Source organism: Haloferax sulfurifontis (assembly GCF_014635105.1).
GTDB lineage: Archaea > Halobacteriota > Halobacteria > Halobacteriales > Haloferacaceae > Haloferax > Haloferax denitrificans.
This window is the reverse complement of record NZ_BMCI01000003.1, coordinates 172,192-188,023: the sequence shown is the minus strand read 5'-3', so window position 1 is coordinate 188,023 and position 15,832 is coordinate 172,192. Positions and strand designations below refer to the sequence as shown.

The following is a 15,832-nucleotide window of genomic DNA, read 5'->3' as shown; positions in this document are numbered from 1 at the left end:
TGCGGTCAGTTGTCCGCGACGACGCTGAGGTCGAACGCGGCGTCGGCCGGCTCGTCGTCGGGCGTCAGGTAGCCGAGCGCGATGGCAGTGTAGGCGCGGCCGCCCTCGACCGCGACGTCGAACTCGGCGGCCACGTCGCCGTCGTTCGACTCCGTGTCGCCCCGAATCTGGAGGGTGTACTCGCCCGCGGGGACCTCGACGGTCGCGGCGTCGCCGAAGCCCGCGCCGTCGACGAGGGCGTCCCCGGAGCCCGCGACGGTCACGTCGACGGCGGGCGCGTCGGGCGAGGCGTGAAGCACCCGGACGCGGGCCATGTCGTCCGCGGGGGCCGAGCGGTCGTCTTCGAGGAGCGAGACGGCGAAGCCGTTTTCGGCCGCCGAGTCGAGTTCGCCGAGCGCCGCGGCGGTGTACGCGCCGGCCGCGAGGTCGAGCATCTCGTCGAAGACGACGGTGTCGGGCGCGTCGGTCGCGCGAATCGTCACTTGGTGCGAGCCGGCGGTCAGCGCGAGGTAGTCGCTGACCGCGCCGAACGGCACGTCCGAGAGCGCGACCGCGCCGTCGACGAGGACATCGACGTTCGGCGCGTCAGGCGAGAGGTGCGCGGCGCGGAGCGACACGTCGCGCTGGACGAGTCCGCCGCCGCCGGAGCCGGCGTCGACGACCGCGACTGGCCGGAAAGCCACATCCGCGGGCTCGTCGTCGGGCGTCAGGTAGCCCGCCGCGAACACCGTGTAGACGGTGCCGCCGGCGAGTTCCACGTCGAACTCGGCGACCGCGTCGCCGTCGTTCGAGTCCGTGTCGCCCCGGACCTGAAGCGCGTAGGTGTCGGCCGGCACCTCGACGCTCCCGGACTCGGTGAAGGCGACGCCGTCGAAGAGTACCGTGTCGCCGGCGGTCACGTCGACGGCGGGCGCGTCGGGCGAGGCGTGGACCACGCGGACCCGAGCCGTGTCGTCGGACGGGAGCGACACGTCGTCTTCGAGGACGAGCGGTTCGAACGTCTCCTCGGCGAGTTCGCCGACCGCGGCGACGGTGTAGGTCGCCTCGGCGACGTCGAGGTCGCCCTCGAAGGCGACGGTCGACTCGTCGCCGGCGGCGGTCACTTTCACCGCCCGGGTCCCGACGGGCACCGAGAGGTAGTCGCTGACCGCGCCGAACGGCACGTCAGAGAGCGCGACCGCGTCGTCGACGTACACGTCGACGTTCGGCGCGTCCGGCGAGAGATGCGCCACGCGGAGCATCGCCGTCTCCGGTTCCGGCGTGGGTGTCGGGGTGGGAGTCGGCGTCGGCGTCGACGTCGTGGTCGTCTCGGTCTCGTCGTCGGTCCCGCCGCCGCCCATGCACCCTGCGAGTCCGCCCGCGATGGCGACGCCACCGAATCCACGGAGTACGTCGCGTCGTTTTATGTTCGTCATAGCGACAGGAGATGAGAGCGACGGTCGAAATATCACCGTTTTCCCAAATCTGACCACAATGCTTCCAGAAATAAGTATATCCCGCGAGAATACCACGAATAAGGGAATATTCTCAAGGGCCGTTGCGGACGAGGCTCGTGGGAAGCCGAACAGAGGAAAACGACGAGCGGGCGAAACGCGGCGGCCTCAGAAGTCCGGCAGGTCGTCGGGGGCTTCGTACTCGGACTCCCAGTCGATGTAGTCGTCTTTGAGCACGTCGCACACGTCCTGTCCGAGTTCGGTGAGACCGGCGTTGATAGACGACACCTCGCCCCACGAGGTCAGGTCGGGGTGGAGGTCGCGCTCCTTCCAGTCCTCGGGGATGCCGGGGGCGTGGTAGCCGACGCGGTCGGCGAAGTCGTCCCAGAAGAAGTCGAAGTGGGAAAGCAGGTCGAGGTCGAGGACGATTTCCCACTGCGCCTCGGTGACGGGCGTCTCCGCGGCCCACGCCTCGAAGGCGTCGGCCCACGCGCCGGCTTCGAGGAACGCCTCCAACTCGGCGCGCTTGAAGTCGGCGTCGGCCGCCACCTGCGCGTCGTCGTACTGGTTCGGGTCGACGGTCGGGAGCGACGGCGGGTCCGGGACGGGAACGTCGAGCATGGTCGCCAGTCGGTCGCCGCCGGGGAAAAGAGTTCGGCGCTGTCGCCGAGCGCCTCAGTTCTCCATGCGCTCGATGACGGATTCGAGCTGGTCGGCGCGGGCGGCGACCGCCTCGGCGCGGAGCTCTTCTTCCTCGTCGGTCTCGCAGACGAGTCGGGGGACGGGCGTCGGCTTCCCGTCGTCGTCGAGCGCGACGAACGTCAGGAACGACGTGGTCGTCTTCCGTAGCTCGTCGGTCTTCGGGTTCTCGGCGTGCACGTCGACTTTCACGTCCACGCTGGTCCGGCCGACGTTGAACACGTACGCCTCCATCACGGCGACTTCGCCGAGGTCGATGGGGCTGATGAAGTCGACGTGGTCCATCGACGCGGTGACGCACTGGCGGTTCGAAAAGCGCATCGCGGCGATGGCCCCGCAGATGTCCATCCAGTGGAGGACCGCGCCACCGAGGGCCCGCCCGAGGTTGTTGGTGTCGTTCGGCAGGAGGAGTTCGGTCATCTCGGTGCGCGACTCTTCGAGCGTCGCGGTGGGTTCGCTCATGCGAGCAGGGTCACGCTGAGGGGGCTTGAAATCGTGGGGCGCGGCGGCGACGCCCCGCGTTCACTCGTCGAAGTCGGCGTCGAACGCCTCGGGCGACTGGCCGGCGGCGTCGAGCACGTCGTCGGAGACGAGAATCGGGCAGTCCACGCGGATGGCGAGGGCGATGGCGTCGCTCGGGCGCGCGTCGAAGACGACCGACCGCGCCTCGCCGTCGTGGTAGCGCTCGGCGTCGACCTTGGCGAGGAACGTGCCGTTCGAGAGGTCGTCGATGCGGATGCTGTCGATGGCCCCGCCGAACTCCGTCACCATCTCGACCAGGAGGTCGTGGGTCAGCGGGCGCTCGAACTGCTCGCCTGAGAGACCGAGTTGGATGGCCTGCGCCTGGTCCGACGTGATGACGATGGGCAGGAACTCGTCGCGCGCTTCGAGGACGACCGCCGGGACGTTCGAGCCGTCTTCGCCGACGCCGACCCCGATACCGCGGACCACGGCACGGTGTTTCATGCTATGCTGTAGTTGGGCGGAGTACGAATAGTTACCCCAGCGCGAGTCGCCGACCCGGTCGCCGTCGGCTCCCGCGGGGCCTCATCGTCTGGCGAACTGGACGGCCGCGACGACGAGCAGGATGACGAGACCGCCGGCGAAGAAGGCCAGTCCCGGCGGGACTCCCTGCGCCGCCGCGGGCGCGGCCTCCGCGGCCATCGTCGAAACCGTCGCGTCGGCGGACTCCGTGGCACCGCCGGCACCGCCGAGGACGCCGAGCCCGCGCGATGCGACCCACTGGACGAGCGCCGAGAGCAGACCCAACACGGCGACGCCGCCGAGCAGACTCGTCAGCATGGACGCGAGGCCCGTCCGCGTCTCCTCGCCGGCGGCGACGACGACGAGCGGCCTGTCGGCGGGCGCGTACACCTTCATCTCGCGGCCCTTCTCGGAGTAGACGGTGTCGACCACCTCGACGAGGCCCGCGTCGTCGAGCTTTCGGAGGTGGTACTGGACGTTCTGGAGCGACGTGTCGACGCGCTCTGCGAGTTCCGCGGCGTTCGTCGGCTCCTCGTGGAGCGCGGCGAGCACGCGGCGGGCCGTCCCCGACGAGAGCGCCGACAGGAGCTCCGACGCCTCGTCGTCTTCGAGTCCGATGACCCGCGGCGAGGACTCGTCCGCGGCGGAGGTGTCGGGGGTGGAGGGCAACAAACCGGCCATACGGGGGGTACTCCGCCGGAGGATACAAACTTGTTGTCCCGCCAGCCGAAGAATCGCCGGCGCTCAGACGCCCTCGCCGACCACGAGGACGCGCAGGTCGTTGACGTTCGTCCCCGTCGCGCCGGACTCGACGAGCGCGCCGGCCTCCCGGAGGGCCGGGAGCGCGTCGTTTCTCGCCAGCGCGGCGCGGGCGTCGCCGGCGGCGACAGACGAGGAGTCCACGACCGCGCCCGCGACCTCCGTCCCGCCGTCTTTCCCGTCGCTATCGATGCTGGCGAGGACGGTCGCATCGGGGAGTTCCGCGGCGGCCGCGAGGCAGAATTCGAGGTTCGGCCCGCCGTCGCCGTCGCCGCGGACCGTCACGGTGCACTCGCCGCCCGAGAGAACCACGGCGGGCGCGGAAATCGGATTTCCGGTCGCCAGCGACTCCTCCGCGACGGCGACGTGGGTCTTCGCCGCCTCGCGCGCCTCGCCGCGCACGCGAGAGGAGAGGATGAGCGGGTCGTACCCGCGTTCGTCGGCCACCCCGCGGGCGGCGTCGAGCGCGGTGAAGGTGTCCGCGAGAATGTGGTTCGTCACCCGATCGAACACCGGGTCACCGGGCTTCGGCGTCTCCGGGATGTCGCCGGCCGAGCCGCGGGCGAGGCGCGTGCGGACCGACTTCGGCACGTCGAGGTCGAAGCGGTCCAGCACGTCGAGGGCGTCGTCGTAGGTCGTCTCGTCGGGCGCGGTCGGGCCGGAGGCGATGACGCCGAGGTCGTTTCCGACCACGTCCGAGAGGACGAGTCCGACGACCGTCGCGGGCGCGGCGAGTCGCGCGAGGCCGCCGCCTTTCAGCGTCGAGACGTGCTTTCTGACCGCGTTGAGGTCGTGAATCTCCGCGCCGCTTTCGAGCAGTCTGTCGGTCGTCTCCTGTAACTCGGCGAGCGAGACGCCCTCGGCGGGCGCCGGGAGGACCGCGCTCGCGCCACCCGTGACGGCGGCGAGGACGAGCGTCCGGTCGTCGAGGTCCGAGAGGAGGTCAGCGAGTCGCCGGGTGCTCTCGACGCCGCGCGCGGAGGGAACCGGGTGGTCGCCGGGGAGTCGCTCGATTCGCCCGTCGGGGCGAGGCGACGGGTCGGGCGTCACCACGACGCCGCCGTCGATGCGGTCGCCGAGGACGGCTTCGAGGGCGTCGGCGACGCCGTCGCCGGCCTTGCCCCCGCCGACGACGAGGATGCGGTCGTATGCGGTCAGGTCGTACGTGGCGTCCGCGACGGTCAGCGCGTCGCCGTCGAGCGACACCGACTCGCGGACGACGCGGTCGGGGAGCACGGCCTCGACGCCGGCGCGGAGGCAGTCGATGGCCGTCTCGTGGGCGGGCGTCGGGGTTCGAGCGTCGAACTCCTGCATAGTTCGTGGGGGATGCCGACACGGATAAAAACCGTGGGGCGGTAAACCCGGCGATGAACGATTCGTCGCCCGGCGAGGGTCACGTCCGCGTCGTCGGCACGGCCCACGTCTCGGCCGACAGCGTCAGAGAGGTCGAAGAGACCGTCAGAGAGGAGCGTCCCGACGTCGTCGCGGTCGAACTCGACGAGGGGCGCTACCGACAGCTGAAGGGCGGAACGCCCGACGACATCGAAGCGCGCGACCTGCTTCGCGGCAACACCGTCTTCCAGTTTATCGCCTACTGGATGCTCTCGTACGTCCAGTCGCGGATGGGAGACAAGTTCGACGTGAAGCCCGGCGCGGACATGCTCGCGGCGGTCGAGACCGCCGAGGACGAGGGCCTCGACGTGGCGCTCGTCGACCGCGACATCCAGGTGACCATCCAGCGCTTCTGGCGGCGGATGGGCACGCTCGAAAAGATGCGCATGGCCGGCGACCTCCTGTTCGGGGTCGCCGACGCCCGCGGCATCGGCGCGGTGTTCGGCATCGCCGTCGGCGTCGTCCTCGGGCCGCTCGTCGGCCTGTTCGGGGGTGCGGTCGGCGTCACCGACCTCCTGTTGACGCGCACCGCCACCGCCGCGGTCCTCGGGGGCGCGGCCGCGTACCTGCTCTACACTATCGCCTCGTTCTCCCTCGACGGCGACGACGCGGTCCTCGCCGGCCTCGGCGGCGGCGCGGCAATCGGTATCGTCGCCGGCTTCGGCCTCGGACTCGGCACTGGCCTCGTCTCCGGAGTCCTCGGGAGCCTCGGCATCGCCATCGTCGGCAGTCTCGTCATCGGCGTCCTCGCGGGCGTCGTCGTGGGCGTCACCGTCGGCGCGGTCCTGAACGCCTTCGGCCTGTTCGCGCCCGTCGAGGGCGACGCCGACTACGAGGAGTTCGACATGGCCGAACTGACCGACGGCGACGTGGTCTCGGCGATGATGGAGGAGTTCCGCCGGTTCAGCCCCGGCGGCGCGGAGGCGCTCATCGACGAGCGCGACGCCTACATCGCCCACCAGCTCGTCGCGCTCCGGCAGTCCGGTCGGCACGTCGTCGCCGTCGTCGGCGCGGGCCACCGCGAGGGCATCGAGAACTACCTCGAACACCCCGAGACGCTCCCGCCGATGGAGTCGCTCGTCGGCGTCGCCGAAAAGGACGGCTTCCCGTGGGGCAAACTGCTCGGCTTCGGCGTCACCGCCGTGTTCGTCGCCTTCTTCGTCCTCCTCGCGATGGCCGGCGTCGGCAACGAACGACTCCTGACCATCTTCGGCGCGTGGTTCCTCATCAACGGCGTGTTCGCCGCCGCGCTCGCCAAGGCCGCCGGCGCGCGGTGGACCTCCGCCGTCGTCGGCGGCCTCGTCGCGTGGATGACCTCCATCAATCCGCTTCTCGCGCCCGGCTGGTTCACCGGCTACGTCGAACTCCGCCACACGCCCGTCAACGTCGGCGATATCGGCAAACTGAACGAGCTCCTCTCCGACGAGGAGACGCCCATCGTCGAACTCGTCGGCCAGATGTTCGACGTGCCGCTGTTCAAGCTCATCATGGTCGTCGCCATGACGAACATCGGAAGCATCGTCGCGAGCTTCCTCTTCGTCACCTACGTCATCCCCGTCATCGCCTCCGACCTCGGCGGCGTCGCGGGCGTGACGAACCTGATGCTGGAGGGCGCGCGCAACAGCGCCGACCTCATCTGGAGGTCCCTGACGTGAACGTCTCGTTTTCCTCGCGCGAACTCCGCGACCTGCTCGTCGCGTGGGTCGCCCTCGGTCTCGCCTTCGCTATCTTCTTCGCCGGCGGCGGCAATCGCACCATCCAACTGCTGACGAGCGGGTCGTTCGGCCTCGCGCTCGTCGTGAGCCTCCTGACGGCCGGCGTGGGCTTTCTCCTCCACGAAGTCGCCCACAAGGTCGTCGCCGTCAAGTTCAATCAGGTCGCCGAGTTCCGCGCCGACTACGGCATGCTCGCAATCGCCATCATGAGCGCGCTCGTCGGCTTCATCTTCGCCGCGCCGGGCGCGGTCTACCACCGCGGCGTGCTCACGGAGCGCGAACACGGTCTCATCGCCCTCGCCGGGCCGGTGACGAACCTCTTGCTCCTCGTCGCCTTCGCGCCCGTACTCGTCGTCGGCGTTGCCGTCGGTTCCGACGTGGTCCAACTCGTCGGCGCGCGCGGGCTCATCATCAACGCCTTCCTCGCGGCGTTCAACATGCTCCCGTTCGGCTCGCTCGACGGGAAGACGGTCCAGTCGTGGAGCACGCCGGTGTTCGCCGGCGTGCTCGTCCTGTCGGTTCTCCTCACGGTCGGCCTGTTCCTGTTCGTCGGGTTCTGACCCGACCGGCGAGGGTTCGGACGACCCTCGACTCTCGATTTCCGGTTCACCCCGTTCTCGAAGTCTCAAGCGACCGCTAGAGTCGAGACGCGGCAGAGAGCACTCGGAGCATTCGGAGGGCTCGGAGGGTTCGATCAGACTGCACAGACGGTACTCGGGGCGCGGCAGGGACGAATGGAGGAAGGAGGAGACCGCACGAGTGCGACGGGGACCGGTCGCCGTGGAGGTCGGGATTCGGGGCAGGGTGCGGCCGTGGCGTGCAGTTCGGGACGCGAGGTCGGTGTTTGGGTTGGAGTTGGGCTGAGGTCGGTGTTTGGGTTGGAGTTGGGCTGAGGTCGGTGTTTGGGTTGGAGTTGGGCTGAGGTCGGTGTTTGGGTTGGAGTTGGGCTGAGGTCGGTGTTCGGGAGGGGGCCGCTGTCAGGTGGGCCGGTCAGCGAGCGGGTCGCAATCGTGGGTGACGCTGACGCGCGCTTTGTGGAGCGGGCCGTCGGCGGGGAACCGAGACGAATCCGGGTTGGTCGTACGCGTCGGGGACCGCGGTTACTGCCGGCCGTGGTCGCGCCCGAGGACGAGCGCGACGGCGTGGAGGGCGATGAGCCCGGCGAAGAGGGGGATTTCGCCGGGGCTCAGACCGCCGCTGAGGACGGGCAGGTACGCGAGGGGCAACGCGACTGCCGACCAGAACGCGACGGTTTCGAGGGGGGCGTACGCGAGGCGGCCGAGGGTCGATGCGAGGTCGAGCGCGACCGAGTCGTTCGTGGAGGGTATTCCGGACATCGTCACCTCTGCATACGACGGGGGCCATAATATAAGGGGCCGAGCGTTACCGTGAATTCGGGTCCTTTTTCGACCGTTCAGGACCGGGTTACGGAAGACATTCTTCTTTCGTAACGTTTTACAAATCGATTAAATCGCCCGAGAAAGTTTATTCTCTCGCCTCGTGCTTTTTCGCAAATATTGCAATAGTTGTTGATAATTCGATAACAACGACCCGGAAGCCGACGATTAGGAGGGTCGTAGCGGGCGGCGTCGCAGAGCGCGCGCGGCCGGCAGGAAGTGGGTAACCCCGCGGGCGACGCCGGCCTCCCGTCCCTCCGTCGTCGGCCGGGCCGCCGGCAAACGCTCATCTATGCGAGAACGTGTATGATTCGTACCCTGTGATTTTATATTTCGGCCTATCTCGTACACGAACATGACGAACGACGACTCCGACGGGATGACCTACGCCGACGCGGGCGTCGACATCGAGGCGAGCGAGGCCGCGACCGCGGCGCTCGTCGCGCAGGTCGGCGGCGGGTCGGGCGACTACGCCGGCCTGCTCGACATCGGCGACCGCTACCTCGGACTCGCCACCGACGGCGTCGGCACGAAACTGCTCGTCGCCGAGGCGCTCGGCGACTACTCGACGGTCGGCATCGACTGCATCGCCATGAACGCCAACGACCTCGTCGCGGCCGGCGTCCGGCCCGTCGCGTTCGTGGACTACCTCGCGGTCGACGCGCCCGACGAGACGTTCGCCGAGCAGGTCGGTCAGGGCCTCGCCGCGGGTGCCGAGGAGGCTGACATCGAACTCGTCGGCGGCGAAACCGCCGTCATGCCGGAGGTCATCAACGGCCTCGACCTCGCGGGCACCTGCGCGGGACTGTCGCGGAAAGACGCCATCTTCCTCGGCGAGGCCGAGGAGGGCGACGCGCTCGTCGGCTTCCCGTCGTCGGGCATCCACTCGAACGGCCTCACGCTCGCCCGCAAGGCCGCGACGGCCGACGGCGACTACGACGACGCGTGGGACGGCGACGACTACGACACCGTCGGCGAGGCGCTCCTCGAACCGACGCGGCTCTACACCTACCTGCTGGACGACCTGCGCGCGGCCGAGACCAACGCCGCGGCCCACGTCACCGGCGGCGGCTGGACCAACCTCGAACGCATGGGCGAGTTCCGCTACGTCGTCGACGACGCGTTCGACCCACAACCGGTGTTCGAGTTCGTCCAGGAACGCGGCGGCGTCTCCGACGAGGAGATGCACACGACGTTCAACATGGGCACCGGCTTCGTCGCCGCGGTTCCCGAGGAGAACGCCGAGGCGCTGGTCGAGGCGACCGACGGCCGCGTCATCGGTCACGTCGAGGCGGGCGACGGCGTCTCGATTCGCGGGCTCGACCTCTGAGGCCGGACCGAGCGCCGAATCGAACTGTTCGATGAGAAGCAGTATTTTACCGACGTTCGCCATAGTGGAGGTGTGACTTCACCGCCACCGACACCGAGCGGCCTCCCGCTCGTGGGCCACACAGTGGGCTTCGCGGCCGACCCGTTCGGCTTCGTCGCCGACCTCCTCGCGGACCACGCCGTCGAGGACGCGGTCGGACTGGACGTGGTGGGGATGGACGACCTGTACGTCCTCGCACACCCCGACCACTTCGAGCGGGCGTTCGTGACCGACCGCGACTCCATCGTCAAGGGCGGCGAGTTCGAGGCCGCCTTCGGCGACGCCGTCATCGCCGCCGAGGGAGACGAGTGGCGGCGACAGCGCGACGAGCTAGAGCCCTTCTTCCGCTGGGAGCGGGTCGGCGACTACGCGCCCGTGATGCGCCGGCAGGTCGAGCGCCGCCTGCGGACGTGGCCCGACTCGGGGACGCTGTCGCTCGAAGCCGAGATGAAGGCCGTCACCTTGGACATCATCTTCGCCACCATCCTCGGACGGGAACTCGACCCCGACGGCGACGAGCGGGTTCGGTCGGCCGCCGACGGTCTCAACGGCCGCTTCGCGCCCGCGTCGTGGGTGTTGCCCTCGTGGGTGCCGACGCCGAGCCGACGCCGGTTCGACCGGGCCGACCGCGTCCTCCGCGAGGAGGTCCGAAAACTGGTCGAGACCGCCGACGAGGAGAGCCTCACGCGCCGCCTCGCCGACGCGCTCGGGAGCGACTCAGACTACCCGGCGACCGTCGAGTCGCTGGAGAACCAGCTCGTGGGCATGATCTTCGCCGGCCACGAGACGACCGCGCTCGCGCTCACCTTCGCGCTGTACCTGCTCGCGACCCACCCCGCCGCCCGCGACCGCGCCGCCGACGAGGTCGACCGCGTCGTCGGCGACGGCCCCGTGACCGCCGACGCGACCCGAGACCTCCCGGTTCTCGAACGCGTCATCAAGGAGACGATACGGCTCTATCCGCCGGTCCACACGCTCCCGCGGGAGACGGCGAAACCGTTTCCGACCGGCGACCGAGTCATCCCGGCGGGCACGGACATCCACCTCTCTATCATCCGCATCCACCGCGACGAGCGGTGGTACGACGACCCGCTCGCGTTCCGCCCCGAGCGGTGGGACGAGAACAGCGACCGACCCGCCTACGCCTACCTGCCTTTCGGGGCCGGGCCGCGGAGCTGTCTCGGTCGGGCGTTCGCGCTCACGGAGGCGAAAATCGTGCTCGCGACCGTCCTCCGCGACTTCGAACTCGACTGGGGCGGCGACGGTGGGTTAGCAATCACGCCCGAGATGACGACCCAGCCGAGGGGCGAGACGCCGCTCGTCGTCCGGCGACGCTGAGCCCGAAGCGGCGTGCGTCGGAGAGCCGTCGCCGGTGTCGGGGTCCGCCTCAGATGTGGGCCGCGATGTCGGCCTCGGTGATGATGCCGACCGTCTCGCCGCTCTCGACGACGATGATAGCCGAGTTGTGGTCGAGGTAGACGCCGATTTCGTCCAGCGTCGTCTCGGGTTCGACGGTCGTGACGCCCTCGGACATGACCTCGTTGACCGGGCGGTCGGTGACGTCGTCTTCCTGAACGTGGCGGATGTCGGCGTTCGAGATGATGCCGAGCGGCCGGCCGTTCTCGATGACGGGCAACTGCGAGAAGCCGGCGTCGAGCATGATGTCGCGCGCCTCGCGGACGGAGTTGTCGGGGGCGACGCTCCGGACGGTCGTGTTCATGATGTCCTCCGCGCGAACGATGCGCCCTTCGGCCTCGTCCAGCGCCTCGACGATGCGCCGGAGCGTCGAGAGCCGCGGGTCGACGTCGCCGCCCTCGATGCGGGCGATGAGCGGCTGGGAGACGCCGGCCATGTCGGCGAGTTTGCTCTGCGTCAACTCGAGGGAGTTCCGCCGTTCCCTGAGGTCTTGGGGCGTGGGGAGTTCCATGCCGGAGTGATAACCCGTAGTTATGAAAAAGTGTTCCGGTCGCTCACCGGGGGTGGAGCGTCGCGGGCGTCGCGAAAATCGGTCGCTCGTGTCGGTGGTCGCCCCGAGTGCGGTGGTCGGCGCGACGCGGTGCGGCCGGGCGCGACGGCGCGGCGTTACTGGTCTTCGTCGGAGTCGAACTCGCGGATGTCGATAACGTCGAGGGGGACGTCGCGGAGCGCGCCGCCGACCTCGCTTTTCGCGATGCGGGAGGCGTGCTTCTCGCCGTCCGCGTTGAAAATCTTGATTTCGAGGAGCAGGCCGACGAGGGCGGTGTTGGCCGCGATGAACGCGGAGTCGAACGGTTCGCCACAGGCGGGACAGGGCGTCGCGCCGACTTCGACCTCGACGTACTCCTTGTCTTTCTGGTTGAGTCGCTTGCCGGCCTCGCTGACCGCGACGCCGATGGCGTCGTCGATGTCTTCTACGTCCCGGACCAACCAGGCCGCCTCCATCGCGACGAGATAGTTGCTCATACACACGTTACGCGCCGGTGGGGTTTCGTGTCTTGTGGTTCGAGCGCCGGGGCGCGTGGGATTAACACACCCGGCGCGCGCGCCGGCCGCGACGCGTTCGAACCCGCGACACTCCCGCCGTTCGACCGGAGCGCGCGTGACCCGCGCATGCCACGGCGATAATCGCTATAACTTATGAAAAAGCGCTCCGCGGGTCACGCGCGACCCACGCCGAATAGTCGGTCTAGTTGGAGTAGAGACAAGTGCACTTTAATCGGTAGACAGCGGCGGGGTGTCGCGCGCCGGGCTGAGAGAAGATTTATATACGGGCACCGCCCGAGCCTCCACTGAGGACACGGTGATGATTCCCCGCCTAACCAAGTACGTCCTGTTTGCCGCCTACCAGCTATCGGTCGCGATGGGTATCGCGCTCCTCCCCATCGCGCTCGCCGCTCGCCGGATGGGTGTGACCCTCCCGATTCGCCGGCTCGTGGAAACGACCGGAACCGCCTACGAACGCGCCGCGGGTCGCTAAGCCGACTCGCGCGACTCCCTCCTTCCGACGCCGCTCGCCGCGAGCGACCGCCCCGCGCGGCCGCCGACGACGCGCGTCTGACGCTTTGGCACCGGCAACGGCGAGGTGAAGGGTTGCATTTATCAGCGCCGAAGTGCAATCGCTGACAATGCGTACCCCGACTCACGACGAGTTCTCCGGCCGTCTCGACTCGCTGAACGGCGACCGCTCGAACGTGTTCGGCCCCGAGCTCGGCGAGTTCCCGCACGCCGAGCGTCGCGCCGACGAGCTCGGAGACAAAGAGACGAAGACCGGAACGACCACCGTCGGTATCAAGACCGAAGACGGCGTCGTCCTCGCGACCGACATGCGCGCGAGCATGGGCTACATGGTCTCCTCGAAGGACGTCCAGAAGGTCGAAGAGATTCACCCGACGGGCGCGCTGACCATCGCCGGTTCCGTGTCGGCCGCCCAGTCGCTCATCAGTTCCCTCCGCGCTGAGGTCCGCCTCTACGAGGCCCGTCGCGGCGAGGACATGAGCATGCAGGCGCTGTCGACGCTCGTCGGCAACTTCCTCCGCTCGGGCGGGTTCTACGTCGTCCAGCCCATCCTCGGCGGCGTCGACGAGACCGGACCGCACATCTACAGCATCGACCCCGCCGGCTCCATCCTCGAAGAGGAGTACACCGTCACCGGCTCCGGCAGTCAGTACGCCCTCGGTGTGCTCGAACAGGAGTTCGAAGACGGCCTCAGCATCGACGAGGCGAAGCAGGTCGCCACGAAGGCTATCCGCTCTGCGGTCGAGCGCGACCTCGCCTCGGGTAACGGTATCAACATCGCCGTCGTCACCGAGGACGGCGTCGACATCCAGCGCCACCAGAACTTCGAAGGCCTCGAATAAGTCGCCCGCAGTCGGCGGTTTCTCTTCGTTTTCGCGACTTGCGACCGGTGGGACTGGTCGGACACCCATGAGGCACCGGCAACGGAACACCCCCGGCCGCAGTTCTCACTCAGTCGTCGCCCGGAAGCGGCCGCAACAGTCCGTACCACGTCCGGTAGACGACCACGCCGAGGACGCGTCCGAACCCGAAACTGTACCGGAACGACTCGGTGCGGGGGAGCAGTCGGCGCTGGACCCCGATACCGACGAGGGTGACGGCCATCCCGCGACGCCGGTTCGTGCGAACCCCCCAGCTATCGCGGTCGTACGCCCACACCTGTCCGATTCCCCACGCCCCGCCGACGGCGACCCCGCTCGGCGACAGCGGCGTCGGTTCGTGCGACTCGTCGTCGCTGGAGCGGAGCAGACGGCGCATCGACACCATCCAGAGCGCGGTGAGAAGCGCGATACCGAACTCGGCGACCGCTTTCGTCCGACGGGAGACCATACGCGGTCTTCGCTGGACGCGACAATAGTTATTGCTCCGACAAAACGCGAGAGCGTCAGCGACCGACGAGAACGGCCCCGAGCGCCGTCGCTGACCCGAGAACGGGGGCGAACAGCTCCCTCAGAGCCAGTCTGAGAACGCGCCTTCGAGGAGGGAGTCGGACTGCCGTTCGACGTACTCGCGTTGCATCTCGCGGAGCGCCGCCTCGAAGTCGCCGCCGTCGTCGAGCGCGTCGCTGACGCGGGCGCGCTTCCAGTCGGCCGGCGTGACGCCCGTCTCAACGCGCTTTCGCAGGGGTTCGAGGTAGTAGTTGGCCTCCTCCTCGGAACAGCCCGCGAGCCGAAGCCCGTCGCGGGCGTGGACGAGCAGGTCCTCGTAGAGGTCCGCGCCGGTCGCCTCGTCGCCGTCGACGTCTATCCAGCGCAGGTCGCCGTGGGGGCCCTCGCGCATCGCGGTGTAGAAGTTCTCCTCCGCGGTCTCCCAGTCGAGGTCGATAACGGGGTGGTCGAGTCGGGGGAGCCGCTCCATGAGCCCCGCGAAGGCGGCCTGAAACGCCACGGAGTCGCGGACGGTCGGCTGGCCCGCGATGGGGCGGAACTCGATGCGGGCGTTGGCCGACGACCGGGACGCGCCGTCGAACACCGGGCGGACCCACCGCCAGTAGGTGCCGTGTTTCCGGCGGAGCGTGGCGAAGTCGTCGTCGAACCGGTCGCCGCGTTCGACCGACATGGGGACCATCGTGGAGTCCTCGACGACGCGGTCGACCGCGTCTTCGACAGTGTCGAGGTCGCCGGGGAAGGCGACCTTCTCGTGGTCGCCGGAGTTGAGCACCGACTCGAACACCGCGATTCGGTTCTCGTCCCAGCCGTCGGCGAGAATCTCGTCGGCCGTCGCGTCCTCGTCGTAGAGGTCGGCGGGGAAGAACGGCGAGTTGACGCCGAGCGCGAGGAGTGGGCCGGCGACCCGGAGCGCGTAGTTGAAGTGGTACGGCAGGTCGTCGGCGTGCGGGACCTGATAGTGCGGCTGAATGGACGTGATGAGCGCCTCCGGCATCACGGTGTCCGCTTCGAGCGAGACGTGCGGCGCGTCGAGCGTGAACGACGCCGGGGCGGTCGGGCCGTTGGCCATCGCGTGATACCGCACGGAGTTGCTCATGTTCGTCGCGAGGCGGACGCCCCCGTCGGTGACGGAGTCGGTCAGGTACTCGCGGGCGCTCTCGCCGGCCGGCGGGATGCTCCACATCCCGTCGGAGACGAGTCGCATCCCCTCGGCGGCGGCGCAGTCGAGCGCGGCGTCGAGTCGGGCGCGGACCTCGGACTCCTGCGCGCGGAGGCCGTGGGGGTTCAGCGGCTGGGGGCTCGTGGTCATCTCGGCGTTGTGGAGCCCCAGCTCCTTCTCGAATCCCATGAGGCCGAGCAGTCGGCGCGGGACCCGCATGAGCGCGTGCACGTCGTCTTCGCTCGCGGACCAGCGACCGTCGGAGACGGCGTAGAACTCGTACTCCAAGCCGACGATTGACTGGTGGTTGTCGAAGGTCCCCTCGCGCAGTTCGCGCTTGAGCACCTCGGCGTCGGCTTTCGCTTGCGCTTCGAACTCGGCCGCGTCGACCGCGAGCACGTCTTCGACGCGCTCTGCGAGGTCGTCGCTCATACCCGGCGTTCCGGCGTCGAACGCCTTCAACTTCCCGGCACTCCGGACGTTCGGTAGCGAATCACACCCCCGACGACTGTCGAGACGCTTTTGCCCCGCGCGGCGATACCC

Annotated in this window: 17 protein-coding genes; 6 read left to right on the top strand and 11 right to left on the bottom strand. The window is 68.9% G+C overall.

The window, feature by feature from the left end:
* Positions 1 to 5: 5 nt before the first annotated feature.
* The 6 genes from IEV64_RS09255 to IEV64_RS09230 form a co-directional block, all read right to left on the bottom strand.
* Positions 6 to 1,415: a DUF4397 domain-containing protein gene (locus IEV64_RS09255; RefSeq protein WP_188423722.1), complete on the bottom strand. Its 1,410-nt coding sequence runs from the start codon at positions 1,413 to 1,415 to the stop codon at positions 6 to 8.
* Positions 1,416 to 1,601: 186 nt separating this feature from the next.
* Positions 1,602 to 2,054: a DUF7992 family protein gene (locus tag IEV64_RS09250; RefSeq protein ID WP_004970720.1), complete on the bottom strand. Its 453-nt coding sequence runs from the start codon at positions 2,052 to 2,054 to the stop codon at positions 1,602 to 1,604.
* Positions 2,055 to 2,108: 54 nt separating this feature from the next.
* Positions 2,109 to 2,594 carry an acyl-CoA thioesterase gene (locus IEV64_RS09245; RefSeq protein ID WP_188423721.1) on the bottom strand — a complete coding sequence of 162 codons (486 nt, stop codon included), beginning with the start codon at positions 2,592 to 2,594 and terminating at the stop codon, positions 2,109 to 2,111.
* A 60-nt stretch (positions 2,595 to 2,654) separates the two neighbouring features.
* The gene (locus tag IEV64_RS09240; protein ID WP_007273655.1) at positions 2,655 to 3,098 is read right to left on the bottom strand and encodes a bifunctional nuclease family protein; all 444 of its coding nucleotides are present in this window, start codon (positions 3,096 to 3,098) and stop codon (positions 2,655 to 2,657) included.
* Positions 3,099 to 3,179: 81 nt separating this feature from the next.
* A complete protein-coding gene (locus tag IEV64_RS09235; protein ID WP_188423720.1) occupies positions 3,180 to 3,797 on the bottom strand; it encodes an ArsR/SmtB family transcription factor in 618 nt (205 codons plus the stop codon).
* A gap of 63 nt (positions 3,798 to 3,860) precedes the next feature.
* Entirely contained in the window at positions 3,861 to 5,189 is a 1,329-nt protein-coding gene (locus IEV64_RS09230; protein ID WP_007273653.1) for a glycerate kinase type-2 family protein, read from the bottom strand.
* A gap of 53 nt (positions 5,190 to 5,242) precedes the next feature.
* Between IEV64_RS09230 and IEV64_RS09225 the strand changes: the two genes are divergently transcribed.
* Positions 5,243 to 6,922, top strand: a complete 1,680-nt coding sequence (locus tag IEV64_RS09225) for a TraB/GumN family protein (RefSeq protein WP_007273652.1) — start codon at positions 5,243 to 5,245, stop codon at positions 6,920 to 6,922.
* Positions 6,919 to 7,542 carry a zinc metalloprotease gene (locus IEV64_RS09220; RefSeq protein WP_007273651.1) on the top strand — a complete coding sequence of 208 codons (624 nt, stop codon included), beginning with the start codon at positions 6,919 to 6,921 and terminating at the stop codon, positions 7,540 to 7,542. The genes IEV64_RS09225 and IEV64_RS09220 overlap by 4 nt, the downstream gene beginning before the upstream one ends.
* Before the next feature lie 540 nt (positions 7,543 to 8,082).
* Here the strand turns inward: IEV64_RS09220 and IEV64_RS09215 are convergent.
* Positions 8,083 to 8,319 (bottom strand): DUF8028 family protein, encoded by a 237-nt coding sequence (locus tag IEV64_RS09215; protein ID WP_007273650.1) that lies wholly within the window; start codon positions 8,317 to 8,319, stop codon positions 8,083 to 8,085.
* Between the two features lie 415 nt (positions 8,320 to 8,734).
* On the opposite strand from IEV64_RS09215, the gene purM reads away from it, so the two are divergent.
* Together purM and IEV64_RS09205 are read left to right on the top strand one after the other, a co-directional pair.
* Positions 8,735 to 9,709, top strand: a complete 975-nt coding sequence (gene purM / locus IEV64_RS09210) for a phosphoribosylformylglycinamidine cyclo-ligase (RefSeq protein ID WP_188423719.1) — start codon at positions 8,735 to 8,737, stop codon at positions 9,707 to 9,709.
* 72 nt (positions 9,710 to 9,781) lie between these two features.
* Entirely contained in the window at positions 9,782 to 11,086 is a 1,305-nt protein-coding gene (locus tag IEV64_RS09205) for a cytochrome P450 (RefSeq protein ID WP_188423718.1), read from the top strand.
* A 49-nt stretch (positions 11,087 to 11,135) separates the two neighbouring features.
* Here IEV64_RS09205 and IEV64_RS09200 read toward each other — a convergent pair whose 3' ends face one another.
* Together IEV64_RS09200 and IEV64_RS09195 are read right to left on the bottom strand one after the other, a co-directional pair.
* Positions 11,136 to 11,675 (bottom strand): CBS domain-containing protein, encoded by a 540-nt coding sequence (locus tag IEV64_RS09200; protein ID WP_004041437.1) that lies wholly within the window; start codon positions 11,673 to 11,675, stop codon positions 11,136 to 11,138.
* A 155-nt stretch (positions 11,676 to 11,830) separates the two neighbouring features.
* On the bottom strand, positions 11,831 to 12,190 hold the full coding sequence (locus IEV64_RS09195; protein ID WP_004970698.1) for a DUF555 domain-containing protein: 360 nt from the start codon (positions 12,188 to 12,190) through the stop codon (positions 11,831 to 11,833).
* Between the two features lie 340 nt (positions 12,191 to 12,530).
* Between IEV64_RS09195 and IEV64_RS09190 the strand changes: the two genes are divergently transcribed.
* Entirely contained in the window at positions 12,531 to 12,704 is a 174-nt protein-coding gene (locus tag IEV64_RS09190) for a hypothetical protein (protein ID WP_004970695.1), read from the top strand.
* 148 nt (positions 12,705 to 12,852) lie between these two features.
* On the top strand, positions 12,853 to 13,584 hold the full coding sequence (psmB, locus tag IEV64_RS09185; RefSeq protein WP_004970694.1) for a proteasome endopeptidase complex subunit beta: 732 nt from the start codon (positions 12,853 to 12,855) through the stop codon (positions 13,582 to 13,584).
* A 109-nt stretch (positions 13,585 to 13,693) separates the two neighbouring features.
* On the opposite strand, the gene IEV64_RS09180 is transcribed toward psmB, so the two are convergent.
* Together IEV64_RS09180 and IEV64_RS09175 are read right to left on the bottom strand one after the other, a co-directional pair.
* Positions 13,694 to 14,071: a DUF8097 family protein gene (locus IEV64_RS09180; RefSeq protein ID WP_188423717.1), complete on the bottom strand. Its 378-nt coding sequence runs from the start codon at positions 14,069 to 14,071 to the stop codon at positions 13,694 to 13,696.
* Positions 14,072 to 14,191: 120 nt separating this feature from the next.
* Positions 14,192 to 15,721 carry a glutamate-cysteine ligase family protein gene (locus tag IEV64_RS09175; protein WP_007273645.1) on the bottom strand — a complete coding sequence of 510 codons (1,530 nt, stop codon included), beginning with the start codon at positions 15,719 to 15,721 and terminating at the stop codon, positions 14,192 to 14,194.
* Positions 15,722 to 15,832 lie beyond the last annotated feature (111 nt).